The sequence below is a fragment of the Sphaerisporangium aureirubrum genome, from assembly GCF_042658925.1.
Lineage (GTDB): Bacteria > Actinomycetota > Actinomycetes > Streptosporangiales > Streptosporangiaceae > Sphaerisporangium > Sphaerisporangium aureirubrum.
This window is the reverse complement of record NZ_JBHSRF010000023.1, coordinates 1-24,468: the sequence shown is the minus strand read 5'-3', so window position 1 is coordinate 24,468 and position 24,468 is coordinate 1. Positions and strand designations below refer to the sequence as shown.

The 24,468-nt window shown below is 72.7% G+C and carries 25 protein-coding genes; 7 read left to right on the top strand and 18 right to left on the bottom strand.

The genetic code is table 11. The features are described 5' to 3' along the window. Positions 1-4 precede the first annotated feature (4 nt). The 3 genes from ACFP1K_RS17460 to ACFP1K_RS17450 form a co-directional block, all read right to left on the bottom strand. A complete protein-coding gene (locus ACFP1K_RS17460) occupies positions 5-862 on the bottom strand; it encodes a phytoene/squalene synthase family protein (RefSeq protein ID WP_380754086.1) in 858 nt (285 codons plus the stop codon). 4 nt (positions 863-866) lie between these two features. Continuing rightward, on the bottom strand, positions 867-1,697 hold the full coding sequence (hpnC, locus tag ACFP1K_RS17455; protein WP_380754083.1) for a squalene synthase HpnC: 831 nt from the start codon (positions 1,695-1,697) through the stop codon (positions 867-869). A 217-nt stretch (positions 1,698-1,914) separates the two neighbouring features. After that, entirely contained in the window at positions 1,915-2,688 is a 774-nt protein-coding gene (locus ACFP1K_RS17450; protein WP_380754081.1) for a polysaccharide deacetylase family protein, read from the bottom strand. A 38-nt stretch (positions 2,689-2,726) separates the two neighbouring features. Between ACFP1K_RS17450 and ACFP1K_RS17445 the strand changes: the two genes are divergently transcribed. From ACFP1K_RS17445 to ACFP1K_RS17435, 3 genes are read left to right on the top strand one after another with little or no spacing between them, the layout of a single operon-like run. Further along, positions 2,727-3,923 (top strand): MGDG synthase family glycosyltransferase, encoded by a 1,197-nt coding sequence (locus tag ACFP1K_RS17445; RefSeq protein ID WP_380754078.1) that lies wholly within the window; start codon positions 2,727-2,729, stop codon positions 3,921-3,923. 27 nt (positions 3,924-3,950) lie between these two features. Next, a complete protein-coding gene (locus tag ACFP1K_RS17440; protein ID WP_380754075.1) occupies positions 3,951-4,574 on the top strand; it encodes a cyclodeaminase/cyclohydrolase family protein in 624 nt (207 codons plus the stop codon). Then, entirely contained in the window at positions 4,571-5,428 is an 858-nt protein-coding gene (locus ACFP1K_RS17435) for a bifunctional 5,10-methylenetetrahydrofolate dehydrogenase/5,10-methenyltetrahydrofolate cyclohydrolase (protein WP_380754073.1), read from the top strand. The genes ACFP1K_RS17440 and ACFP1K_RS17435 overlap by 4 nt, the downstream gene beginning before the upstream one ends. Positions 5,429-5,661: 233 nt before the next feature. On the opposite strand, the gene ACFP1K_RS17430 is transcribed toward ACFP1K_RS17435, so the two are convergent. The 3 genes from ACFP1K_RS17430 to ACFP1K_RS17420 form a co-directional block, all read right to left on the bottom strand. Continuing rightward, entirely contained in the window at positions 5,662-6,042 is a 381-nt protein-coding gene (locus ACFP1K_RS17430; RefSeq protein ID WP_380754070.1) for a hypothetical protein, read from the bottom strand. A 328-nt stretch (positions 6,043-6,370) separates the two neighbouring features. Continuing rightward, positions 6,371-7,243: a DMT family transporter gene (locus ACFP1K_RS17425; RefSeq protein ID WP_380754067.1), complete on the bottom strand. Its 873-nt coding sequence runs from the start codon at positions 7,241-7,243 to the stop codon at positions 6,371-6,373. After that, positions 7,240-8,097 carry a DMT family transporter gene (locus ACFP1K_RS17420; RefSeq protein ID WP_380754064.1) on the bottom strand — a complete coding sequence of 286 codons (858 nt, stop codon included), beginning with the start codon at positions 8,095-8,097 and terminating at the stop codon, positions 7,240-7,242. The genes ACFP1K_RS17425 and ACFP1K_RS17420 overlap by 4 nt, the downstream gene beginning before the upstream one ends. Before the next feature lie 132 nt (positions 8,098-8,229). Between ACFP1K_RS17420 and ACFP1K_RS17415 the strand changes: the two genes are divergently transcribed. After that, positions 8,230-8,733, top strand: coding sequence for a GNAT family N-acetyltransferase (locus tag ACFP1K_RS17415; RefSeq protein WP_380754061.1), 504 nt, complete (start codon positions 8,230-8,232; stop codon positions 8,731-8,733). 52 nt (positions 8,734-8,785) lie between these two features. On the opposite strand, the gene ACFP1K_RS17410 is transcribed toward ACFP1K_RS17415, so the two are convergent. The 3 genes from ACFP1K_RS17410 to ACFP1K_RS17400 form a co-directional block, all read right to left on the bottom strand. After that, complete coding sequence (locus tag ACFP1K_RS17410) at positions 8,786-9,238, bottom strand: MarR family transcriptional regulator (RefSeq protein WP_380754058.1); 453 nt, start codon at positions 9,236-9,238, stop codon at positions 8,786-8,788. A gap of 73 nt (positions 9,239-9,311) precedes the next feature. After that, positions 9,312-10,148, bottom strand: a complete 837-nt coding sequence (locus tag ACFP1K_RS17405; RefSeq protein ID WP_380754055.1) for an SDR family oxidoreductase — start codon at positions 10,146-10,148, stop codon at positions 9,312-9,314. 273 nt (positions 10,149-10,421) lie between these two features. After that, a complete protein-coding gene (locus ACFP1K_RS17400) occupies positions 10,422-11,636 on the bottom strand; it encodes a cytochrome P450 family protein (RefSeq protein ID WP_380754052.1) in 1,215 nt (404 codons plus the stop codon). 78 nt (positions 11,637-11,714) lie between these two features. On the opposite strand from ACFP1K_RS17400, the gene ACFP1K_RS17395 reads away from it, so the two are divergent. Beyond that, the gene (locus tag ACFP1K_RS17395; protein WP_449329155.1) at positions 11,715-12,926 is read left to right on the top strand and encodes a TetR/AcrR family transcriptional regulator; all 1,212 of its coding nucleotides are present in this window, start codon (positions 11,715-11,717) and stop codon (positions 12,924-12,926) included. Between the two features lie 69 nt (positions 12,927-12,995). On the opposite strand, the gene ACFP1K_RS17390 is transcribed toward ACFP1K_RS17395, so the two are convergent. Then, positions 12,996-13,955: a zinc-binding dehydrogenase gene (locus ACFP1K_RS17390; protein ID WP_380754049.1), complete on the bottom strand. Its 960-nt coding sequence runs from the start codon at positions 13,953-13,955 to the stop codon at positions 12,996-12,998. Continuing rightward, complete coding sequence (locus ACFP1K_RS17385) at positions 13,952-14,212, bottom strand: hypothetical protein (protein WP_380754046.1); 261 nt, start codon at positions 14,210-14,212, stop codon at positions 13,952-13,954. The genes ACFP1K_RS17390 and ACFP1K_RS17385 overlap by 4 nt, the downstream gene beginning before the upstream one ends. An 80-nt stretch (positions 14,213-14,292) precedes the next feature. Between ACFP1K_RS17385 and ACFP1K_RS17380 the strand changes: the two genes are divergently transcribed. Then, on the top strand, positions 14,293-14,925 hold the full coding sequence (locus ACFP1K_RS17380) for a TetR/AcrR family transcriptional regulator C-terminal domain-containing protein (RefSeq protein WP_380754043.1): 633 nt from the start codon (positions 14,293-14,295) through the stop codon (positions 14,923-14,925). 58 nt (positions 14,926-14,983) lie between these two features. On the opposite strand, the gene rox is transcribed toward ACFP1K_RS17380, so the two are convergent. The 5 genes from rox to ACFP1K_RS17355 form a co-directional block, all read right to left on the bottom strand. Next, complete coding sequence (gene rox / locus ACFP1K_RS17375; protein ID WP_380754316.1) at positions 14,984-16,408, bottom strand: rifampin monooxygenase; 1,425 nt, start codon at positions 16,406-16,408, stop codon at positions 14,984-14,986. 362 nt (positions 16,409-16,770) lie between these two features. Next, positions 16,771-17,532 carry a sulfite exporter TauE/SafE family protein gene (locus tag ACFP1K_RS17370; RefSeq protein ID WP_380754040.1) on the bottom strand — a complete coding sequence of 254 codons (762 nt, stop codon included), beginning with the start codon at positions 17,530-17,532 and terminating at the stop codon, positions 16,771-16,773. A gap of 61 nt (positions 17,533-17,593) precedes the next feature. Next, the gene (locus tag ACFP1K_RS17365) at positions 17,594-18,736 is read right to left on the bottom strand and encodes a serine hydrolase domain-containing protein (RefSeq protein ID WP_380754037.1); all 1,143 of its coding nucleotides are present in this window, start codon (positions 18,734-18,736) and stop codon (positions 17,594-17,596) included. A gap of 114 nt (positions 18,737-18,850) precedes the next feature. Beyond that, a complete protein-coding gene (locus tag ACFP1K_RS17360) occupies positions 18,851-19,633 on the bottom strand; it encodes an SDR family oxidoreductase (RefSeq protein WP_380754034.1) in 783 nt (260 codons plus the stop codon). Continuing rightward, positions 19,630-20,865 (bottom strand): acyl-CoA dehydrogenase family protein, encoded by a 1,236-nt coding sequence (locus tag ACFP1K_RS17355; RefSeq protein ID WP_380754031.1) that lies wholly within the window; start codon positions 20,863-20,865, stop codon positions 19,630-19,632. Before ACFP1K_RS17355 ends, ACFP1K_RS17360 begins: the two co-directional genes overlap by 4 nt. A gap of 154 nt (positions 20,866-21,019) precedes the next feature. Between ACFP1K_RS17355 and ACFP1K_RS17350 the strand changes: the two genes are divergently transcribed. Further along, on the top strand, positions 21,020-21,676 hold the full coding sequence (locus ACFP1K_RS17350; protein ID WP_380754028.1) for a TetR/AcrR family transcriptional regulator: 657 nt from the start codon (positions 21,020-21,022) through the stop codon (positions 21,674-21,676). Positions 21,677-21,719: 43 nt separating this feature from the next. On the opposite strand, the gene ACFP1K_RS17345 is transcribed toward ACFP1K_RS17350, so the two are convergent. Together ACFP1K_RS17345 and ACFP1K_RS17340 are read right to left on the bottom strand one after the other, a co-directional pair. Continuing rightward, positions 21,720-22,607: an alpha/beta hydrolase family protein gene (locus tag ACFP1K_RS17345; RefSeq protein WP_380754025.1), complete on the bottom strand. Its 888-nt coding sequence runs from the start codon at positions 22,605-22,607 to the stop codon at positions 21,720-21,722. Between the two features lie 303 nt (positions 22,608-22,910). Continuing rightward, positions 22,911-24,468 (bottom strand): LuxR C-terminal-related transcriptional regulator (locus ACFP1K_RS17340; RefSeq protein WP_380754022.1); only part of this gene is annotated, 1,558 nt, incomplete at its 5' end.

The following is a 24,468-nucleotide window of genomic DNA, read 5'->3' as shown; positions in this document are numbered from 1 at the left end:
GGGTTCACCGTCCGGCTCCGGCCAGGGCGCGGGCCGCGACCATCGCCTTCTCCCAGGCGGGCAGGGACGACCGCCCGGCCAGGGCCTCGGCGGGGCACGCGGCGATGCGGTCCAGCAGGCCGCGGTAGATCCCGGCCATCGCCGCGGTGCACGCGGCGCTGCGCCGGTCCAGCAGCGGCGGCAGGCGCATGCCCTGGGCGTACCAGTCGCGGGCCCTGGCGGTCTGGAACCGCATCAGGGCGTCCAGCCGGTCCGGCGGGTCGGTGAACCGGCCCGCGTCGTCCAGCGCCAGGGTGCAGCCGAACCGCTCCAGGTCCTCGGCCGGCAGGTACACCCGCCCGGCCAGGCGGTCCTCGTGCACGTCGCGCAGGATGTTGGTGAGCTGCAGCGCCACCCCGAGCGCGTCGGCCAGCGGCGCGGTCGCCTTGGGGTCGGCCGGGCCGAACACCCCGAGCGACAACCGGCCCACCGACCCGGCCACCCGGCGGCAGTACCCCAGCAGGTCGTCGAACCCGGCGAACGTCGCGCCGTTCACGTCGGCGGCGCACCCGTCGATCAGCTCCTCGAACGCCGCCAGCGGGATGGGGTAGCGGCGCGCCGCGTCGAACAGCGCCACCATCACCAGGTCGCCGTGCCTCGGGCGGCGGGCGTGCAGCGCGCGGCGGGCCGCGGCCAGCAGCGCCAGCCGCTGGTCGGCCGGGCCGTGCCCGTCACCGATGTCGTCGATGCGGCGCGCGAACGCGTACACGGCGCTCAGCGCGCGGCGCTTGGGGGCCTGGAGCAGGCGGATGCCGTAGGAGAAGTTCCTGGCCCGGGTGCGGACGATCCGCTCGCAGTGCCGGTAGGCGTGGGACGCCGTCACCGGGTCACCTCCCCGTCACCAGCGCGCGCAGCCACGCGCCCGCCACCCGGGCGCGGCGTGGCCGGACGGTTCCCGCGAGCACGTCGTGGCCGGACCGTTCCAGCGCCGCGACCGTCGCCCGGCCCCCGGCGACGTACCCGGCGACCGCGGCCCGCGCGTACCCGCTCAGCGAGGCCAGCAGCGGCGCCCCGGCGTCCAGCAGCCGCGCGGCCCGCGCGGCCTGCACCGCGACCACCCGCCGCAGCGGCGCCGGGGTGGCCGTCCCGGCCAGGTCGCGCTCGGCGCAGCCGTAGCGGCGCAGGTCCTCGGCGGGCAGGTAGATCCGTCCCCGGCGGTAGTCCTCGCCGACGTCCTGGCAGTGCTCGATGACCTGCAACGCCGAGCACACCCGGTCCGACAGCGGCACCCGGGCGGCCTCGGCGGCGCCGAACACGTGCAGCACGATGTGCCCGACCGGGTTGGCGGAGAACGCGCAGTACCCCAGCAGGTCGTCGAACGTCTCGTACCGGGTTACGGCCTGGTCGCGCCGGTTGGCCTCCACCAGCCGGTGGAACGGCTCGGCCGGCACCGCGCACTCCCGCACCGTGCGGGTCAGGCCCCGGACCGCCGGGTGCCGAGGGCCGCGCCCGGCGTACAGGCGGCGCAGGTCGGCGTCGATCTCGTCCAGCAGCCTCGGCCGGTCCCGCGGATCGTTCTCGTCGCCGATGTCGTCCACGTGGCGCGCGAAACCGTACACGGCGAAAAGATGGTCCCGATATCGGCCGGTCAGCACGCGCGAGGCGACCGGGAAATTCTCCCGGCCCGCTCTCGAAATGACGTCCCGCCCCGATGACATGGCTTCTCTATTGCCAGCGCACGGCTCCGTAAACTGCCAGGTCACCGGCCATACCCGCCGGAGGCCACATCCCGCCCGGCACCAGGTACAGCAAGGGTACCGCCTCATTACCGATTCCAGGACGAGCCTTTTCCATTACCACCGGAATAACGTGCCGCGAATCGCACGCGGTACCGCCGGGACCCTCAATTAGCCGAACATTTCCCGTTTCCCGGCTTTATCGCCGTCCCGGCGCGGAGACCGTGACCTGGCACCCGCTTCTCCAGGAGGACCCGTGGCCATCCCGCCGCCGGACGCCGTGCTCGCCCAGCGGCCCCACCGCCAGCCCTTCCGCGCGGCAGCGGTCCACCAGCTCGGGCAGCGCGCCGAGCGCCGAACGCCACGACCCGGCGGCGGAGGTGTGGTCGCAGTCGTGCAGCAGCACGGTGGCGCCGCCGCGCAGGCCGGGCGTCACGGCGGCCAGCACCGAACCGGGGGTGGCCGACGCGGTCCAGTCCTTCCCCCACACGGTCCACAGCACCGGCCGCAGCCGCAGCATCCGCGCCGCCGCCAGCGCCTCGGCGCTGAGCACGCCGTACGGCGGCCGGTACCAGTGCGGGCGGGCCCCGGTGACGTCCCGCACCAGCCGTGCCGCCGCCGCCATCTCCCCGGCCACCGCCCCGGGGCGGGCCAGCAGCGCGTTGACGTGCCGCCACCCGTGCACCGCCACCTCGTGCCCCTCCGCGGCGATCCGGCGGCCGAACTCCGGATGGCGCTCCAGCGTCTCCCCCAGCACGAAGAACGTGGCCCGGCAGTCCAGCCGCCGCAACTCCCGCAGGAAACACGGGGTGGACACCGGATCGGGCCCGTCGTCGAAGGTCAGCGCCACATGACCCCGGTCCCCCTCCCCCGCCAGCGCGGGCACCAGCCGCCGCACCCCGCCGAGCCACGTCGCCGCGGGCGCCGCGTACGCCAGCGCGGCCCCGCCCGCCACCGCCGCGCACGCGGCCACCGCGCGCACCCGGTCAGCCCCCGTCCGGGGAGGGAAGAATGACCGCCCGGCGGGTGCTCGTCCTCACCGCGTCCATGGGCGCCGGACACGACGGGGTGGCCGGCGAACTGGCCAGGCGCCTCACTCTGGACGGCGCGCGGGTACTGGTCATCGACGTCCTCCGGTTGCTCCCCCTGCGGCTGGGGCCGCTGCTGCGCTGGTGGTACCGCACCACGGTCCTGCGCACACCCTGGATCTACGAGATCGTCTACCAGGTCTTCTTCGTCCCCCGGCGGCACACCCGCGGCCCCTCCGCCGCCCCGCTGGCCCGGCTGGCCGCCGCCCGGCTGGCGCGGATCGCGGCGGACTTCGCCCCAGGCGAGGTCGTCTCCACGTTCCACCTGGCCGCCCAGGTCACCGGCCTGATGAGGGCCCGCGGCACCCTGCACGCGCCGAGCACGGTGCTGGTGACGGACTTCGCGATCCACCTGCTCTGGCTGCACCCCGGCAACGACCGCTACCTGTGCCCGTCCCCCGACGCCGCGGCGCGCGTCACCGCGCTCACCCGGCGCCCCGCGAGCACCTACGCCCCGCTGGTACGGCCCGCCTTCCACGCCCCCGCCCGGCCCGGCGGGATCCGCGCGCGCGTCGGGGCCGGGCCGCGCGACCGTCTGGTGCTGGTGTCGGCGGGCGCGTGGGGAGCGGGACACGTCACCGCCACCGCCCGGACTCTGGCGGCGTCCGGGCGCTACACCCCGGTGGTGCTGTGCGGGGGCAACGCCCGGCTGCGCCGCCGCCTGGCCGCCGCCGGGCTCGGGCCGGTGCTGGGCTGGCGCGACGACCTGCCCGAGCTCATGGCGGCGGCGTACGCCCTGGTCGACAACGCCGCCGGCCTGACCTGCGTGGAGGCCTTCGCCGCAGGCCTGCCCGTCGTCTCCCACCGCCCCATCCCCGGCCACGGCCGCGACGGCGCCCTGGCCATGGCCCGGGCAGGCCTCACCACGCACGCCCCCGGCGCCGCGGCCCTGCTCGCCGCCCTCGACCACCTGGCCGACCCCCGCCACCGCGCGCGCCAGGTGGCGGCGGCCTCCGCCCTGTTCACCGCCCCGCCCGCCTGCGGTACACCGGCTACGCCCATCAGCGGGACGCCGGCCCGCTCCGTCAGACGCATCCGGATCGAACGAGAGCCCGTCACCGGCTCGGCTGTGCCGCCTGTCTCGGGTCACCCGTGGCAGGATTTCGACCTGTACCCGTGACCCTGCTACCTACGAGGACGAGCGCCCATGATGCGCGATGAGAAACTCGGTGATTTCCTCGTGAGACTCGCCGATCGCGTACCGGCTCCAGGTGGGGGCGCGTCGGCGGCACTACACGCGGCGCAGGCGGCGGCGCTGCTGGGCATGGTCGCCCGCTACACCACCGGCGGCAAGTACGCCGAGCACCAGGACCGGATCGAACAGATCATCGTCGAGACCGACGCGCTCCGCACCCAGGCCCTCCAGCTGGCCGAGGACGACGCGGCGGCGTTCACCGCCGTCACCGACGCCTACAAGCTGCCGAAAGACAGCGAGTCGGACAGATCCGTACGTTCGGCCGCCATCGCCGCCGCTCTGGCAGGAGCCGCCCGACCTCCCGCCGGCGTGATCGACCTGGCATCCGCCGTCATCGACTCAGCCGAGGAGCTCCTGCTGATCGGCAACCGCAACGTCATCACCGATGTGGCCGCCGCGACGGAGGCCGCCCGCGCGGCGGCGACCACGGCCCGGGTGAACATCGAGGTCAACCTGTCCGGGATCAAGGACGCGTCCGTTCGCACCGGCCTGACGGCCCGAGCCGCGGAGGTGGACGACCTGGCCACGCGCGCCGAGCGGGTCACCGCCGCCGTCCGCGAGGAGATCGTCCGGTGACCGCCACCGCACTGTCCGGCAAGGAGCTGGCCACCGAGATCCGAGCAGAGACGGCGGCCCGGGCCGCCGAGCTCACCGCCGCCGGAAGACCGCCCACGCTCGCGGTCGTCGTCGCCACGGCCGACGAGTCCAGCGCATGGTACGTCCGGTCCATCGCCAGGGCCGCCGAGAAGGCCGGCGTCCACTGTGACGTGATCGACGTGGGACCGCACGCCGCGGCGGCCGGAATCGCCGGCACGCTCGTTCGTCTCAACGCCGACGACGCCGTACACGGCGTCATCCTGCAAACGCCGCTCCCCGAAGGCGTCAACGCCCAGGAGATGGCTTTGGCCATCGACGTAGGCAAAGACGTCGACGGAGCCAACCCGGCCTCACTGGGCCGCCTGGCCGCGGGTCTGCCCGCTTTCGCCCCCGCCACCGCTCAAGCCGTCGTCGCCATCCTCGATCATCACGGCATCGAGTTGAGCGGACGGCCCGTCGCGATGGTCGGGCGTTCCACGGTTGTCGGCAAGCCCGCCGCGCACCTGCTTCTCGATCGGAACGCCACCGTCACCATCTGCCATTCGCGGACCAGGGATCTGGCCGCCGTCACCCGCGCGGCCGAGGTGGTCGTGGCCGCCGTCGGACGTGCCGGGTTGATCACCGCCGAGTACGTCTCTCCCGGCGCCGTGGTCGTGGACGTCGGAACCAACCCGACCGGCGACGGCGGGCTGGCAGGAGACGTGGACGCCGCGTCGGTCGGCGCGGTGGCCGCGGCCCTGACCCCGGTCCCGGGCGGGGTGGGTCCGGTGACGACCGCCCTCCTGTTGTCGCACACCGTGCAAGCCGCCGCCCGCGTCCGGGCCGGCGGGTAAGCGGCAGCCATCAGGGCCGGACGGCTGCGAAACACAGCGGTCTCCAAACCGAAGCGCCCCGGCCACGGACCACCCGAAACCGTTGATCAGTCAGGAACAGTGGGCCGTGCGTGCGCGCTCGTAGAGCATCCGCCGGTCACCCCGGCGGTCCCGCCGGGCGGCGCGGGCAGGGTGCCGGCCGCCACCGGTCCGGCACCCCTTCACTCGACGTGTCCCCGGTCGAGGTGGTCCCGCTAGTGGTTGACCCAGGCGCCGCAGCCGACGGCGGCCGGGTAGCCGTAACACACCTGGTTGCGGACGATCGTGAGACCGGCCGGGGCGTTCGTCGTCGGGCACCCGTCGTGGGCCGTCCAGTCGGTGAGCTGGCGGATGACGCCGTCACTCGTCACGTACCAGGCGATCACGGGGTGCGCGTCCCCCCGGGTGTCGCAGGCCGAGATCGTCTGGTGGCTGTTGTAGACCCTGCTGCTCCCCGCCGTCAGGCCGTTGACGTACACGACCGCCACGGCGTCGTGCGCGGATGCCGGGCTCGCCGAGATGCCGACCAGGCCCAGCCCGACGGTGAGGGCCAGGAGCAGGGTGGACGTCGCTCTCCACAGGGCGCGCGTGGTCATCGGGTATCCCTTCACGGCGAGGGTCGCTCGCCAGGTCGAGGGATCGAGGCCTGTCCCCGATCCGTGGCCCACACGCCGGCCGGCCGGGCGGTGTGGCTGCCTGCACACGATCCGAACACGATCCGGCAAACCGGATCGGGCGCACAGCCTTTAGTGAAGTGGAAGCCGTTGCCTGAGTGCGAGGAGTTTCGACCTCGGTCGAATAGCGCAGCTAAGCGGGCCGCGCATCGCCATCGCCGTGGCCCCGCCGCCGTACCCACTGATCAACCGAGTGGCGGCCGGCCGGAGGCGCAGGAAGCACAAGGAATATTTAAGTGACTTTAGTTGACTAATAAGGAGTGTCAACCGGAGTTGCTTGAGGCGTGCCGATGAACCACGCCGACTGCGCCAGCAGGCAACTCCCGCAGACCATCAACGCGATCCCCGTCAGCTCCGGCAGGATCCACACCCCCGTACGGATCTCCTCGCCGAACATGGTCGTCCCGTACACGATGGACGCCACCGGATCACTCAGCGTCAACGCCGGCTGCGCCGCCACCAGAGTCCCGCTCTGCAACGCGTTCTGCAGCAGGAACAGGCTGCACAACCCCGCCACCACCATCGCGTACACCTGCCACGTCACCGGCAGGACCGACACGTCCTCCTCCAGCACCATCGTCGCCTGCTTGATGAACGTCGCCGTGAACGCGAACCCCACCCCCGCCGCCACCCCGAACGCCACCGCCCGCCCCGCCCCCACCGTGACCCGCGCCACCAGCACCAGCGCGCAGACCGTCGCCAGCGTCCCCGCCGTCGCCATCACCCACCCCAGCACGTCCGGCCCGCCGTCACCCGGCCGCGGCGACGCCGCGAACAACAACAACGCCAGCCCACCCGTCAGCAACCCGATCGCCAGCCACGACCGTCCGCCCAGCCGGATCCCGAACACCCGCGACACCAAGATCATCGTGAACGGCAGCTCACTGATCAGCACCGGCTGCACCAACGCCAGCCCACCCTGCGACAACGCCGCCGCCTGGAACGCGAACCCCAAAATCAGCGCCCCGATCCCCCCGAACCACACCGGAGACCGGAGCAACGCCCAGATCAGGCCGAGCCGCATCGCCACCCGCTCCGGCACCCGCCGCGCCGCGAGCCGCTGCAACACCGACGCCACCGCGTTGCTCGCCGCGGCGAACACCGCCAGCACGACCGCGATCACCGATCCCCCGCCCCGGACTTCACCAGGAACCGCGACCGCCCCAGCAACACGATCCCCGTCACCATCGCGATCAGGCCGATCACCTCCGCCGCCAGCGCCCACGCGCTCAGCTCCAGACGCTCAGCGAAGATCACGATGCCCAGCACGATGCCGGTGATCGGCTCGGCCGCCGTCGTCGCGGGCAGCGAGATCCGCAACGGCGCCGCGTCGAACGCGCTCTGATTGAGCAGCAACCCCACCACCGCGACACACGGGATCACATACGGCTCCCACGACGTGGCCAGCGCCCCCGGCCCCAGCCGCAACGTGAGCAGCGAACTACGGGTCAGCACGTCCTGCAGCCCGTACAGGATGCCCGCCGAGGCCGCCAGCAACATCGCCTTCACCGGCAACGAACGACGCAGCCCCGCCAGCACCAGCACGACCGCCGCCACCACCGTGATCGCCACCACCACCCAGTGCGCCGACGAAGGAGCCGGCGACCGCCCCCCGTGCGGCTCACCGAACGCCAGGAACAACGCCACACCCCCGCTCACCAGCACCGCCCCCGTCCACTCCGCCGGACCGAGATGCTCCTGGTACACGATGTGCGCGGCCGCCAGCGCGAAGATCAGGCTCGTGGCGAACAACGGCTCCACCCGGGACACGTCCGCCTCCCAGAGCGCCAGCGCCCCGAGCAACTGCCCGCCGAACATCAGCCCGATGCCCGCCAGCCACAACGGCTGCCGGATCAGATGCACCAGCAGCCGCACCCGCAGCATCTCACCCAGCGGCTCCCGGTAGGCGGCGTGCTGCTGCGCGACGAACCCCAGCCCCAGAAGACATGCCGCCATGAGCGACACCAAGAAGATCACGCGCCCCCTCCGAAATCCCCCACCCCACCCCCGCTCCTACCCATCCCCTCCCATACGCCGCACCACAGCACGGAAAGATCGTGCCGCGGCCCGGCGGCCCGCACCCGCGAATGACCTGGTTTGATGGGACTCATGATCGTGCGTGAAGCCCACCCCGGGGAGATGACCGCCGTCGGCGAACTGCGCGTCGCCGCCTACGAGGCCGAGGGACTGCTCACCGCGCACCCCGCCTACGCCGGCATGCTGCGCGCCCTCGGCACCAACGGCCACGGCGAGGTGCTCGTCGCCGTCGAGGACGACCAGATCCTCGGCACCGCGATGATGGACCCCTACCACCCAGGCAGCGAACTCGCCACCGGCCCCAAGGAGGCCGAGATGCGCGCCCTGGCCGTCGACCCGAACGCCCAGGGCCGGGGCGTCGGCGCCACCCTGATCCGCGCCGTCCTCGACCGCGCCGCCGCCCGGGGCGCCACCTCACTCCTGCTGTCCACCCAGCCCGCCATGAAGACCGCCCAGCGCCTCTACCTCGCCCAAGGCTTCACCCGCCTCCCCAACCGCGACTGGGCCCCCATCCCCGGCTTCACCCTCCTCGCCTTCGGCCGCACCCTGAACGGCACCACCCCGCCACCGGGGTAGGTGATCACGGGCCGCAGCGCTCGCGGACACGCCAACGCCGGACAGCCAGACCTCACCCCGGGCTCGGATCGTCGCGGATGCGCAGCACCTGCCGTCTCTGCACCTCGATCTGTTCGTCGACGAACCCGGTCAAAAGCCGCAGCTGCTGCGTCGTGTACTTCGCCATCTGCTGCTCGGTCTCGGTGACCGTCTGGCTCCACATCCGCTCGGCGAACTGACGCGTCTTGGCGGTGGCGGTGATGAGAACACGCCTGCGGTCGGCGGGATCCCGCGCCCGTTCCACATGGCCCGCCTGCGCGAGCCGGTCGAGGGCGTAAGTGAGCGCGGTGGGGGCGACGCCCGCGGCCTCGGCCAGATCGCCCGCCGCCATCGGGCCCCGGGTGATGAGACACGACAGGCAGCGGGCGTCGGTGCGGTTGAGGCCCAGAACGGAACTGACGGCCTGATCGACCTGATCGGAGACGCTCTGCAGATCGGTGAGCGCCAGCATGAGCCGGTCGACCATCTGCCGCCTGGTATCGCCTGACAACGCCAACCCCTGTCTCGATGAGAGAGTCGGCGCCAGCGTAACCAGTCGGTCAGCCGAAGTCGCCGGCGTGCTCCCGGGCCCAGTCGGCGAACGTGTACGGCGGCCGGCCTATGACCTCCTGGACGGTGCCGGTCAGCACGGGCGGCCGCTCGATCGCCGCCGCCAGCTGGCCGAGGACCGCGTCGACGATCGCGGGCGGCGCGTAACGGGTCATCTGCTCGCGAGCATCGCGCACCGGGATCTCCTCCACGCGCAGGGCACGCCCGATCGCCGCCCCGATCGCGCCGACCTGATCGGCGTGCGTGATGGCCTCAGGACCGGTCAGGACATACTTCGCCCCGTGATGCCCGTCCTCGGTGAGAGCACGCACCGCGACCGCCGCGATGTCCCGCTCATGGATCGGCGCGGTGCACGCGAGCGGATACGGAATGCGGACGACGTCACCCTCCTTGATCTGCGGGGCCCAGTGCAGGCTGTTGCCGGCGAACTCGTTGGGGCGCAGGAACGTCCATCGCATACCGGTCCCGGCCACGGCCTCTTCGAACGCCGCATGGACCCGCGCCACCGCGTCCGGCTGCCGCTCGACGCCGTCCAGCACGTCGCAGGTGGACAGCAGGACGATCCGCCGCACACCGCTGCGCTCGGCGAGCTCCGCGAACGGGACCGGCACACCGCCCATCGCCATCAAATAGACGGCGCGCACCCCGCGCAGCGCCTCACGCAGCCCTTCCGGCTCACCGAGATCACCCTGAACGACCTCGGCCTCCCGCGGGAAGCGCACCTGCCCGGGAGTGCGCGACAGCGCGCGGACCGGGTGTCCCATGGCCACCAGGCCGGCGAGGACATGCCGTCCGACACTGCCCGTCGCTCCGGTCACGAGAATCATCGATGCTCCTTGGAATCTCTGCGCCAGGCGCAGGCCGCCGGTCCCCGCACCGATGATGATCACGTGCGGTCGTCTCCGTCATGGTACGCCAATTACTCCAAAAATTGGATGGTTTGCTTTGGGAGCAACTGGCTCGACGGGCGAGGTCGGCCAGCGCCACCGAGGCGGGGAATCACTCGTCTATGTCGCTGACGGGGCTCTTCCCCACCTGGTGAATGGTTTGGGCGTTTTCTATGTGTTTTGCACCAATCCGAAGCCCTTTACTTTGTAGATTTATATATGGGTGGATTTGCCGTTAAGCGCGACCGGAAGAGAGGTCAGCCGCCATGTGCCCGGGTCCAGGGCGCGGATCTCCTCCACCGTGGTGGTGAGGGCCAGGTCCGGGTGGCGGTGGAGCAGGGCCGTCAGGGCGGCCTGGGTCTGTACGCGGGCCAGGGAGGCGCCCAGGCAGAAGTGGGGGCCGTGGGAGAAGCCCAGGTGGGAGACGGAGGGGGCGGGGCGGGTGATGTCCAGGCGGGCGGGGTCGGGGAAGACGCGGGGGTCGTGGTTGGCGGAGGCGACGGCGGCGGTGATCGGGTCGCCCTTGCGGATCTCCGCGCCGTACAGCTCCACGTCCTCGCGGGCGTAACGGGGGACCGCCAGCAGGATCGGGCCGCCCCAGCGGGTGAGTTCTTCCACGGCTCGGGGCATGAGGGCGGGGTCGGCGCGCAGGGCGGCGAGCTGGCCGGGGTGGGAGAGCAGGGCCGCGACGGCGTTGGCGATGAGGTTGAAGGGCGTCTGGCCCGCCAGGACCAGGAGCCAGACCATGGTCACCATCTCGGTCTCACTCAGCCGGTCGCCGTCGTCGGCCTGGGCGCGGACCAGGTCGGACAGCAGGTCGTCCACCGGTTCCGCGCGCCGCGGCACCAGGGCCTCCTTGGCGCCGGCGATGATGCCGGGCAGCGCCTCGGCCAGCCCCTGACCCGAGCCGGACGCGATGACCGCGCCGTACTCCCGCCACCGCGGACGGTCGGAGTCGGGGATGCCGACCAGCTCGCAGATGACGTCGATGGGCAGCGGCCTGGCGAAATGCCGGAGCAGGTCGACCACGCCGTCCTCCGCGTGACCGGGCAGGTCGTCCAGCAGCCGCGCCACGATCGGCTCCATCCTCGTCCGGAACTGCTCGGCCCGGCGCGGGCTGAACGCGGGCGCGACCAGCTTGCGGAGCCGCGCGTGCTCCGCGCCCTCCATCTCCGACATGGTCCGCATGTACGGCAGGCAGTCCTCCGGCACGCCGGGCCGCAGGAAGCTGCCGGAGTTGATCTCGAACCGGGGGTCGCCCAGCATCGCGCGGGCCCCCTCGTACCGGGTCAGCGTCCACACCGGGCCGATGCCCGGGATCCGCAGCCGGGCCAGCGGTGAACGCTCCCTGACGTCCCCGTAGGCGGTGAACGGGTCGCGGATCACCTGGATGTCGGTGAGGTCGATCTCCGGGATGTCGTCGGTCATGAGCCCTCCGTCTTTCGAATGTTCAGATCATATGATCTCATCATCTGAAAGGTTGACGGTATCGTCGATCGACGCGTGATGACAACAGATGACAACAGGGGCGGGAGGACCATGGGGCGGCTCACCCGGGCGGAGACTCAGGAGCGCAACCGGGCCATGGTGCTCGCCGCCGCCAGAGACGAGTTCGCCGAGCGAGGCTTCCGCGACGCCAAGATCGACGCCATCGCCGACCGCGCCGGCCTGACCCGAGGCGCCGTCTACTCCAACTTCCCCGGCAAACGGGCCCTGTACTTCGCCGTACTGGCCGACCAGGCCGACGCCGAGCAGTCGCTACCAGGGGAACCGGGCCCGTTCGGGACGCCGGGCCCGCACCGGCCTGCCGGGGAGACACCCAGGCCGGACGGCCGGGCCGGAGCCTTCGGGGCGCCGTCCGATGGGCCGGAGGTCACCGCGCGCGAGGCCATCGGGGTGTTCGCCCGTGAGTGGGTGGCGCGGTTTCCGCTCGCCACCGACGAGCACGGTCCCGCGCGGCTCGCGCGGGACCTGATGCCGGAGATCCTCGGCGACGACCGGATCCGGCGGTCGTTCGCGCAGCTGATGAAGCTCGACGCGATCCTGCTCGGCCTGGCCCTGGAGCGGCTGCGCCCGGCCGGGGCGCCCGCCGCCCGCCTGGTGCGGGTGGCCGAGGCCGTGCTCACCACGCTGCACGGCGCGGGGCAGCTGGCCGCCGCGGCACCCGGCTTCCTCGAACCGTTCGACGTCGTCACCGTCTGCCGGGAACTGGCGGACCTGGAACTCGGCGGCGGCTGGCTCCTGGTACCCGCCGTCCCCCCGGCCCGCGCCGCCGACGACCGGTGGTCCCCGCCGCCCGCGACGGACGCGGTGCGCCGCTCCCCCGCCGACCTGACCGGCGACGGCGTGGTGGCGATCCTCGGCCTGCACCGCCTGGAGGCCGCCGAGGAGGCCGTGCGCGCCGCACCGCCCGGCACCCAGGTCACCGCCGTCCTGGTCAGCGGCGCCCCCGGCGAGCTGGCCCCCCTGGCCCGCCTGATCGTGACCGACCTGTGCGCCCCCCTGCGCCAGGCCTTCCCCCCGCACGCCTGGCCCCCCCTCCAGGTGGTCCACGACGAGACCGGCGCCCTCGCCGCCGCCGCGGGAATCCCCGCCGTCTCCGACCACACCGAGGCAGCCGTCCGCGTCAGAGCCGGCCGCGTCGTGGCCCGCGCGGAGGGCCGCTCCGCCTCCCTCGCCGCCGCGGCCCTCCCCCACCCCTCACCCCACCCTCGCTAGACCCGAGGAGGATCGGACCGGATTCCGGCGGTCTCCTGATCATCGCTGGCGTGCCGTGGGCGCGGCCGGTCATGGCATCACGACGAGTCGCCTGCCTTTGAGGTCGGTTCGCTGCCAGGCGGTCTCGATGTCGCTCAGCGGGACCTTCTCCACGTCGAAGGTGAGCTCGCCGGACCGTGTCCACGTCACGATCTGCTGGTACACCTCGCCCATGGTCTGCGGGTCGAGGCCCTTGGCCGCGCCGTAGATCTCCACGCCGGAGGTGCGCAGGCTGGACCCGGCGAGGGCGATCTCGGTGTCGGCCGACTCGCCGATCTGGACCACCCGGGTCGGCTTGCCGAACGCGAACGACCGCGGCACCAGCGCGCGCAGCAGGATCTCGCTGGGCCTCCCCCACAGGTAGTCCACCACGACGTCGTAGCCGTCCTCCCTGGCGTCGAGGTACGCCCGCGTCAGCGCCTCGTCGGAGACCGCGGTGTTGATCACCGTGTCGGCGCCGATGGCCTGCACCTCGCGCAGCTGGTCGTCGTCGCGGCCGGTGGCGACGATCCGGCCGGCGCCCAGCAGCCGGGCCACCTTGACCGCGAGCCGCCCGGCGACCCCGGTGGCGCCCTGCACCAGCACCGTCTCCCCGGGAACGAACCCCGCGGCCGTCTTCATCGACATCGCGGTGACGGCCGAGGCCATCACGGCCACCACCGCCGGGTCGATGCCGTCGGGGATCGGCATGTAGGAGCCCTGGGGCACCACGGTCTTCTCGGCGAGCGCGCCGTAGGGCAGGCGGATGTTGCCGAACCCGACGAGGGTGCCGTCCGGGAGGGCGCCGATGCCGTCGAAGGCGGGGATCGCCGGGAACCGGCCGATGTACTTCTCGCTGGCGTAGTGCGTGCCGGCCGCGATCGCCTTGTCGACGTTCTCGACGGCGACCGCCTTGACGTCGATGATCACCTCGCCGTCGCCGGCCACCGGATCGGGGAAGTCCTCATAGCGCGGGATTGCGCCGGCCTCGTGGAGCACCGCCGCCTTCATCCCAGCTCCTGACCGAACAGGCGGGCGATCCGCGTCTGCCACGCCACCAGGACGCGCGGCGGACGGGCCGGAGCGTGGTTGAACCCGTGGTGGTGCGAACGGTGGTGCGAACGGTGGTGCGTGAGCGAGTGCCGCCGCCCATGGCCGTGGCGGGCCTGGCCCTGGTGCCCGGCCGGCTGCTCGGTGTGCGCGGGAATCCCCGGAATGCGATGGGTCGCCCAGTGCAGCAGGTCGCGGAGCGAGTGCCCGTGTCTCATCGTTGCCTCCCATGGCAGAGCTCTCTATCACTGATAGAGAACTCTATCACTGATAGAGTCCGGTAGGGAGGTGCCGGGAATTGGCCCTGGACAAGCAGCGGATCGTCACCGAGGCCGTCGCGCTACTGGACGCCGAGGGTCTCGACGGCGTGACCACGCGCAAACTTGCCGCCCGGCTCGGCGTACAGTCGCCGACCCTCTACTGGCACATCCCGAACAAGGCGGCGCTGGTCACCGCGATCGCCGAGGCGATTCTCGAGCAGCAGTTCCCCGAGATGGTGTCGCCCGCCCCGGAGGAGTGCTGGCAGGACTGGCTGATCGGCCTGGCCGCGCGGCTGCGGCGCGCGTTGCTGGCCCACCCGGACGGAGCCCGGATCATCGCGGCCTCCCAGCTGTCCCTCAAGATGGCCGCCATCTCCGAACTGGCGATGAGCACGCTGGTCGCGCGGGGCATTCCTTTGCGGCAGGCTCGCCTGATCGTGTTGACGGTGTTGCGCTTCACCGTCGGCTACGTCCTGGAGGAACAGGCCGGCCGCCCCGACGCGGACGCCCTGGACGGCTTCGACATGGCCGCGTACGCCGCGGCGTACCCCACCGTGATGGCCGGTGTGGCCGAGTACTTCCAACCCGGCCGCACCGTGGATGATCTGTTCCGCGACTGCCTGGAACAGATCATCCACGGTCCTGCCGCGCGGTCCGGCCCCACGTCCTGATCGAACCGGGACCGCACCCGCCGGGACCCTCCGTCACCGCAGGTCAGGTGCTACTTCATCAGTCGGCGGGCTCGCCGAACCAGCGGGAGAGGTGGTCGTCCAGGTCCTGCTGGTCGTCGCCGATCCAGGCGACGTGGCCGTCAGGGCGTAGCAGGACGCAGGGAACATCCAGTGCCGCGGTGGGATCCGCGAGGTGGTCGACCCGGTCGGACCAGCCGCCGGCGGTCAGGCGTTCGGTGCGGTCCAGCAGCAGGCCGCGGCCGCGACGCAGCAGGCCGTAGAGGTGGCCCTGTTTCACGTCGATGTCGCGCAGGCGGCGGCCGAGCAGGTCGGGGCCGTCGCCGAAGTCGTAGCGGATGTCGATCGCGGCGATCTTCTCGATCAGATGGCGGTTCACCTCGTCGAAGTCCATCAGTTCGGTGAGCAGCCTGCGCACCGCCCGCGGGCCCGGTTCGCCAGACGTCAGTTCCCTCTGGGCGCGGGTGTTGTCCAGCACGTTCTCGGCGACCGGACGACGTTCGGCCTGGTAGGTGTCCAGCAGTGTCTCCGGCGCCCAGCCACGGATCCGCGCGGCCAGTTTCCAGCCGAGGTTGAACGCGTCCTGAACCCCCAGGTTGAGGCCCTGACCGCCGATGGGCGGATGGATGTGCGCCGCGTCGCCGGCCAGCAGCACCCGCCCGACCCGGTAACGTTCGGCCAGCCGGGTGGCATCCCCGAAGCGGGACAACCAGCGCGGGGAGTGCACGCCGAAATCGGTTCCGGCGATGGCGCGCAGCTGCTGTTTGAAATCTTCGAGGGTGGGCGGTTCCGCGCGGTCGCTGACCCCCGCGGCGGGGATCACGACGCTGTAGGCCCCCTCGCCGAAGGGTCTGAGCCAGAACGGCTTGTGGGTCTCGCCGATCTCGCTCACCCTGGCGGCGATCTCCTCCTGCGGTGCCCCCGCTTTCATCTCGCCCATGAGCGTGTCGTTCTGCGAGGGCTCGCCGGGGAAGCCGACGCCGAGCAGTTTGCGCACCGTACTGCGCGCGCCGTCACACCCGACGAGGTAGCGCGTACGCAGCCGTTCCCCGTCGGCCAGCTCGACGGTCACGCCCTCGTCGTCCTGCGCGAGACCGGCGACCGCACAACCGTGCCTGACCTGCGCGCCCAGTTCGATCGCGTGTTCTTCGAGCAGGTTGTTGATGACCGGCTGCGGGATGCCCACCAGATAGGCGTACTTGGAATCCAGGCCCTTCGGCGCGGGTTTGGCGATGGCGGCGAAGAAACCGGCGGCCGGACGCTGTCTTCCATGCCGGAGAATGCGATCCAGCAGTCCGCGCATCGCCATCAGCTCAAGACTGCGGATATGCAGACCGACGATGCGGACGAACGACGCGGGCTCGGTCTCCCTCTCCAGGACGAGGACCCGCACATCGTGCAGCCGCAGTTCGGCGGCCAGCGTCGCACCGGTCGGCCCGCACCCCGCGATGATCACATCGAAGATGAGGGGCGCGCGATCGGCGCCGGAGGCCGGCGACGAGAGTTCGGAGAGGTGGCCCGCGGTGACGTCGCGCTCGGCCGTGCCGTCCGACGACGGCTCGGCGGTGAACCGCTGAGAGTGCATAGGTGTTGCCTTTCGGGAGTGCCTTTGTTGGCGGCGCTCCCGGCGACACCTATGTCATTCGTCGCCCGACCGTGACGGGAAGGGGGAGCACCCACATCGCTACAGCGTTCATGGGGTCTCACCTCCTCAGGCGGTGTCGCAGTCAGGTGCAAGCTACAAGTCCGAACATCATCCCGTCCAGTCCTTTTCCAGCCACGTGATCACGACTCCGGAAAGGTCCGTGCGGTCGCCGGCGTGGCAGGTCAGCCGCTCGGGTTGATCCACAGCTGGATCGCCAGGGCGATGCCGATCAAGGCCACCAGCCGGCGCAGCAGAGTGGCCGGCAGGCGGCGCGCGAGGCGGGGGCCGAGCGTGGAGCCGAAGAACATGCCCAGCCCCAGCGGCGCGACGGCCGTCCAGTCGACAGGGCCGAGAACGGCGACGGCGGCGGCGGAGACGAGCGTCCCGGCGCCGAGGACCATGTTCTTCAGGGCGTTGGCGGTGGCCAGACGGGGCTCGGAGGTGATCAGGAAGAGGGCGAGGACCATCACGCCGGCCCCGGCACCGAAGTAGCCGCTGTACACCGACATCGCGATCAATCCCAGCGGTAGGACCACGCCGCCCGCTCCCGGAGGACGGCCGCGCCGATGGAGGGCGGCAAGCCGGGGCTGGGCGAGCAGGGCCAGCGAACCGGCGGCCACCAGGAACGGCACGACGCGGGCGAAGACACCCGACGGCGTGGACAGCAGCAGCAACGAGCCCGCCAGCGCGCCCAGGGCCGACAGCGGCATCCAGCGGCGCAGCCACGGTCCGCGGCCGGCCAGTTCGGGCTGTGAGGCGAGGGCCGAGCCAGGCCAGCAGGCGACGAGCGCGACGATGTTGGCCACGTTGGCCGGCAGGGCGGGAAGACCCACCGCGAGAAGGGCGGGATAGGAGATCAAGGAGGTGATGCCGCCCGCGGTGCCGACCACCCCGGCGAGCAGCCCCGCGCCGGCCAGCAGTGCGATGTCGCCGAGGCCGGTCATGACTGGACTCCTTGGGCTGCGTGTATGGCGCCTGTCTCTGCCGGATCGCCGGATGAGACGGTCAGGTCAGGCACTCCCGTAGCGCGGTGACCAGGTGGGAGGCGCGGCCGTCGCCGTGGCCGATCATGTGGTTGGTGACGTAGGCGAAGCCCACGCCGTGCTCGTCGTCGCCGAAGGAGAACTGGCCGCCGGCGCCGTCGTTGCCGAGGCTGCGCGGGCCGAGCATGGGACGGAACCGGGGGGCGTCGAGCAGGAAGCCCGATCCCCAGCGGGCGCCGACGTCGGGGAAGCCCGACCAGGAGGGGCCGGACGACAGCTCTGCCAGCGCGCCGGTGAGGGTGCCGGGGGTGAGCAGCCGGGGGGAGCCGCCGAGGCCGGTCACGGCCGCCGCGTACACCCCGGCCAGGCCGTGCGCCGAGGCGACCGCCCCGGCGCCGGGCAGTTCGGCGCGCAGCAGCGCGAGGTCGTTCCAGCCGTGGGGCTCGTCCAGGCCGGGGAAGGCGAGGGCGCCGTTCATGGTCACCATGCGGGTGATCAGCGTCTCGGGGCCGGGCATCGGGGGCCTGCCGGGGGCCTCGGTGAGGCGGGCCAGGTCGCCGGTCCGCTCGTCCGGCAGCCCGATCCACGCCCGCAGGCCGAGCCGGTCCCCGGCGGCCTCGCGGAAGTAGGCGCCGGGTGTCAGGCCGGTGACGCGCCTGATCACCTCGCCGACGAGGAAGCCGAAGACGTGGCCGTGGTACTCGTGCGCGGCTCCCGGCTCCCACAGCGGCTCCTGCTCCTCGATCGCCCGGACCACCGGGGTCCACGCCGTGATCTCCGCGAAGCTCAGCACGCGGTCCAGGACGGGCAGCCCGGCGCGGTGCCCGAGCACCATGCGCGTCGTGATCTTCTCCTTGCCGCCGCGGGCGAACTCCGGCCAGTACCGGGCCACCGGGGCGTCGAGGTCCAGCCGTCCCTCCTGGGCGAGCAGGTGGGCGCAGACGCTCACGATGCCCTTGGCGCAGGAGAAGACCGGGACGACCGTGTCCTGGTCCCACGGCCGGCCGGTCCGCTCGTCGGCGGTCCCGGCCCACAGGTTCACCACCTCGCGCCCGCCGGCGAAGACGGTGACGGCCGCGCCGTGCTCACCGTGCTCGGCGAGGTTCCGCGCGAAGGCGTCCGCGACCGCCCCGAACCGTTCGTCGGCCCATCCGCCGTGCTCCACCGTGTCACCTCGTCCGTACCGAACATCGCGCACATAGGGGCACAAATCCCCCGGCGGCGCCTGACCGGGAAACGCTATGAGGTCCGCCCGCCCATCTCCAGCGAATTTCCGGTGTCAGACGCGCGGGCCGGGGGCGCGGCGGAAGGTGAACGGCTCGCTCTCGCGGCCGGGCACCACGAACCAGCACTCCCCCGTGCCGTCGCTGTCGAGCAGGCGGAAGAACGCGTCGGCCACCGCCGAGACCTCCAGGATGGGGAAGCCCATCTCCTCCAGCAGAGGCTTGCTGTCGCCGATGATCGCGGTGTCGGCGAAGGACGGGCACAGCGCCTGCACCTTGATCCCGGACGGCCGCAGCTCGGGGCCGAGGGAGCGCACCAGGCCGATGACGGCGTGCTTGTTGGCGGCGTAGATGGGGTCGTTGGGAATCCCCACGATGCCCGCCATGCTGGCGGTCGCCACGATGGTGCCGCCACCGGCCGCCCGCAGCGCCGGGATCGCGGCCCGCACGCCGAACACGACCCCGTCGAGGTTGACCCCCATGGCCAGCCGGTAGCGCGACAGGTCGAAGTCGTCACCGAGCCCGCAGCCCGAGACGACCCCGGCGTTGAGGAACGCCAGGTCCAGCCGCCCGTACCAGTCGACGGCGGCGGCCACCGCCCGCTGGTTGTCGGCCGGTAGGGACACGTCGCACCGGACGTGCGCGCCGCCGATCTCGGCGGCCACCCGCCCGGCGGCGTCCTCGTCGACGTCGGCCACCACGACCCGCGCCCCGCCGGCCCCGAGACGCCGCGCCACCGCGGCCCCGATGCCGTTGCCGCCGCCGGTGACCAGGGCCACCACGCCCTCCAGCCGGTCGGCGCGCACGACGTTGGCGGGTGCGGGGATCTCGGCGGTCACAGTGGCAGTCCTCCGGTGGCGGCGCTGGTGGAGCCGGTGGCCCGGTACGCCGCGATCGTACGCTCCGCGATGCGCATCTGATGGATCTCGTCGGCGCCGTCGGCGAAGCGGGCCCAGCGGGCGTGCTGGAACATCGACGCCAGCGGCGTGTCGGTGGAGTAGCCGAGCGCGCCGTGCACCTGGATGGCCCGGTCGACGATGCGGTTGAGGCTGCCCGCGACGAAGTGCTTGGCCATCGACACCTCGGTGCGGAAGTCCTCGCCCTTGTCGATCTTGGAGGCGGCGTGCAGCACCATGAGCTTGCACTGGTACAGCTCCATCGCCGAGTCCGCGATCAGCCACTGCACGCCCTGCTTGTCGGCCAGCAGCGACCCGTGGCTGTAGCGCTTGAGCGCGCGGTCGACCATCATGTCCAGCGCCGTCTCGGCCTGGGAGATCCAGCGCATGCAGTGCGCCAGCCGGGCCGGGCCCAGGCGGTACTGCCCGAGGCGGTGCCCGTTGCCGCGCCCGCCGAGGATCTGACCGTCCGGCAGGCGCAGGTCGGTGATGACGATCTCGCTGTGGCCGGTGGAGCCGTGCATGGTCTCCACCTCGCGCACGTCGTCCCACCCCCGCTGCGGCAGGTCGACCAGGAACGCGGTGGTGGCGCCCCGGGTGCCCTCGGCCACGTCGGTCTCGGTGCGGGCCATGAGAATGGCGAACCCGGCCCGGCGGGCGTTGGAGATGAACCACTTGTGGCCGTTGATCACCCACTCGTCGCCGTCCTTGACCGCGTGGGTGCGGATCAGCGTGGGGTCGGACCCGGCGACCTCCGGCTCGGTCATCGCGAAGCACGACATGACGGTGCCGGCGAGCAGGGGCCGCAGGTACTTGTCCTTCTGCTCGTCGGTGCCCCAGTGCAGCAGGGTGTGCATGTTGCCCTCGTCGGGCGCGGCGCAGTTGAGGATCCACGGCCCGAGCCGGGTCTTGGCCGCCTCGGACTGCACCATGGCCAGCGCCACGTGGCCGAGGCCCATGCCGCCCCACTCCTCCGGCATGTGCGGCAGCCACAGCCCGAGTTCCCTGGCCTTGCCGCGCAGCCCGATGATGACCCGCAGGTATTCGTCGCGTACGGCCCCGTGCCGGTCCTCGCCGAACGGCTCGACGGCGGGGATGATCGTGTCACGGACGAATTCCCGCACCCGCAGCCTGATCTCCTCGTGCTCGGGGGCCAGGGTGAAATCGATGGCCATCGGGCTCCTCTCGTCGGCGGTCCGCCCGCCGCGCCGCCCCGCCCGACGGCCGTTTCATTCGGCCGACACAGCATTTAAGGCAATTGCCTGATTACCATAACCATGGTCCCGCCCACCGGCAAGACGGTCCCTCCCCCGCCAGACAAGGACGCCCATGCCCCCCGATCCGCGTACCACGGCCGCCCGGCTGGTCGCCGCCGCGGAACACCTGTTCGCCGAGCGCGGCATCGACGCGGTGTCGCTGCGCGAGATCACCGCGGCGGCCGGGCAGCGCAACACCACGGCGTTGCAGTACCACTTCGGCGACCGCGACGGCGTGCTGCGCGCCGTGCTGGTCAAGCACCAGCCCGAGATCGAGGCGCGCCGCCACCAGCTGCTGGACGAGTACCAGGCCAGGGGCGCCCTGCCGCACGGCGAGGCGCGCCGCACGCTGTCGGCCGCCCTGGTCCGCCCGATGGCCGCCAAGCTGGCCGACCCCGACGGCGGCCGGGCGTATCTGCGGATCATGGAGCAGCTCGTGCACCGTGCCGGGCGCGTGCCGGACGCCGATCCCGCGCAGAGCATCCACCGGTGGCGCGAGCTGGTGGCCCCGCTGCTGTCGCCGGTGGCGGTCGCCCGGCTGCACCAGCGGTTCACCGCCATCCGGCTCACCTACGTCGAGCTGTCCCGCCGTGCCCGCGGCCCCGCCAAGGACGACCGGCTGTTCACCAGCCACCTGATCGACGTGGTGTCGGCGGTCCTGGCGACCGAGGTGTCCCACGAGACCGCCCGCCTGCTGGAGGAGCGCGAGGAACGCCGGCGCGGGGCATGACGGCGGCGGCCGGGTCGCGGCCGCCGTCGTCACCGGGTGCGGGCTACGCGTGCGGGCAGGTGTCGCGGTACTCCTCGATGGCGAGGCCCGAGGGGCGGGGGCACAGGAACTGCTCGTAGCGGGTGTCGTCGTCGATGAACCGCTTCATCCACGAGATCATGTACTTGGCCATGGTGGTATCGGGGCTCTGCGGGAAGAAGTGCGAGGCGTTGTTCAGCTCCATGTACGCCTTCTCCGAGGAGGCGGGGATGCTGCTGTAGAACGGCTCGGAGTGCGAGCTGACCGGGGCGATCGAGTCCGTCTCGCCACCGATGATCATCGTGGGCACCCGGACGGTCGACCAGCTCTTGGTCAGGTTCCACGGCGCGAGCGGGATGGCCGCCTGCAGCGAGGGCCGCGAGCGGGCGGCCTCCAGCGTGCCGCCGCCGCCCATCGAGTGACCCGCCACCGCCAGGCGCGAGGAGTCGATCCGGGAGCGCACCGAGCTGCTCTGCACCAGGTAGTCCAGCGCGGCGAGCAGCTGACGGCCGCGGCTGTCCGGCTGGTCGTAGATGGTGTTGGTCTCGATGCCGATGACCACGAAGCCCTGGGAGGCCAGGCGGGGGCCGAGCCAGCTCAGGCTCGACCACCGGGCGGTGTACCCGGGTGAGATGGCGATGGCGCCGAAGGTGCCCTGGCTGGTGTCGGTCGGGTAGTAGATGGTCCCGCCGCCGAAGCCGGTGACCAGTGACGACACCGAGGTCTGCGCGGTGGCGAACGGGCCGCGCGAGGCCTCGATGCTGGAGTTGGTGGGCGCCGGGCCGCGCTCGTAGGGGCCGGCCGCGGCCTGCGCGCCGGGTGCGGCGGCCAGGCCGCCGCAGGCCAGCGTCAGGACCAGCCCGACCTTGGCGATCACGCGGGAACGGGGGGAGAGGGTGGGGCGTGGCTGCACGTGTGTGCTCCCTGGTGGTAGGAGGGAACCACTCCGCGGGACGGCCGCAGGGCCGTACGGCAGGGGGCGGGACACCGGGGGGACGGTGCCGGGGGTTCCGTTGACTGCTGCCGGTCGCAATTGTTCGATCGCGCTGTCACTCACGCATCGGTGAAATCACCGGCCTCCCGCCGACACGGTGAGAACCGCACGGCGGCCCGAGCCCGCCGTGCGGTGCGCTGCAGGCCTGAGCCCGCCAGGTGAGGCGCGGCGCGGCCGGGGCATGCCGGGCGGGGCGGCGCGCGGGATGACCTCCGCCGGGGGTCAGGAGAGCAGGCGGGAGAGTTCGACGCGGGAGCGGACGCCGAGTTTGACGAAGATGTTGCGCAGGTGGTGCTCGACCGTGCGGGGGCTGAGGAACAGGCGGGCGGCGACCTCGCGGTTGGTGGCGCCCTCGGCGACCATGCGGGCGATCTGCGACTGCTGGGCGGTCAGCGGCTCGGCCAGCGGGGGGCGGGCGGGCCGTACCGACTGCCCGGCCGCGCGCAGCTCGCCGCGCGCCTGCTCGGCCCACAGCCGGGCGCCCAGCCGTTCGAACGTCTCCAGCGCGCCGTGCAGGTGCTGCCGCGCCGTCCCGGGCCGCCGTTCGCGGCGCAGCGCCTCGCCGTACAGCAGCCGCGTGCGGGCCGTCTCGAACTCGCACGCCCCTTGCCGGTGCAGTTCCAGCGCCTCCCCGAACAGCGCCTCGGCCTCGCCCGGCCCGGCCAGCAGCGCGTGGCAGCGCATCGCCAGGGCGCGGCGGTCGGGGCTGCGGGTGCTGCCCACCCACCGGTCCAGCACGCCGAGCGCCACCTGGGCCTTGCGCCGGTCCCCGGTGCGCGCGGTGGCCTCGATGAACGTCGGGATGGCCATGACCCGCGTCACCAGGTGGTCGCGCCTGCGCCGCGCGCCGAGCCGGGCCGCCGCCTCCGCCACCCGCCCGGCGGCCAGGTCCACGTGCGCGAGCGCCCAGTCGCCGAGGACGGCGGGCAGGCCGAGCCCGTGCGCGTCGGCGAGCTCGAACGCGGCCCCGGCCCGGATGCGGCAGGTCTCCTCGTCGCCCTGCACGGCGGCGACCAGCGACAACCAGGCCAGGTGGTGCCCCGCGGAGTTGAGCCTGCCGGTCTCCTGGGCCAGCCGCAGGCCCTCCAGCGCGTGCACGGCCATCGAGGCGTAGCGCCCCATCCAGAACTCGGCGTGGATGACCGACTCCAGCAGCTGCGGCAGCGCCGCGACGGCGCCGTGGCTGCGGGCGCTCTCCACCGACCGGGTGGCCAAGGTGAGGGCGTGCTCGTCCTCGCCGAGCATCAGGCCGGCGACCCCCGCCCACACCAGCATCGCCGGGTCGTGGACCGAGGCCGACAGCCGCATCACGCGGCGCAGCGGCCCGGCGGCCTCGTCGTGCCGCCCGCGGAAGGTGGCGGCCATGCCCGCCAGGTAGTCGAACATCAGCTGAGTGGCCGCCCGGTCGTCGGGGCGGCGCAGCGCGGCGGCGCGGTGGGCGATGGCGAGGAACCGCTGGATGTCCCCGGCGAAGTACCCGGCCTCGGCGGCGCGGACCAGGGCGCGCACGCCGAGCTCGCGGTCGCGGTCCAGCAGCCACCCGGCCGCCGCCAGGAACTTGTCGCAGGCGTTGCCGGTCTCCCCGCCGCGCAGTTCCAGGCCGCCGTGCAGCAGCTCGGCCTGGCCGCGGGTCTCGGCGGTGAGGGTCAGCGTGCCGAGCCGGTCCAGCAGGGCGCGGGCGCGGCGCGGGTCGCCTGCGGTGGCGGCGTGCCGGGCGGCGGCGGCCAGGCGGGCCGCCTTGACGTCGCCGCGCCCGGCCAGCTCGGCGGCGCGCTCGAAC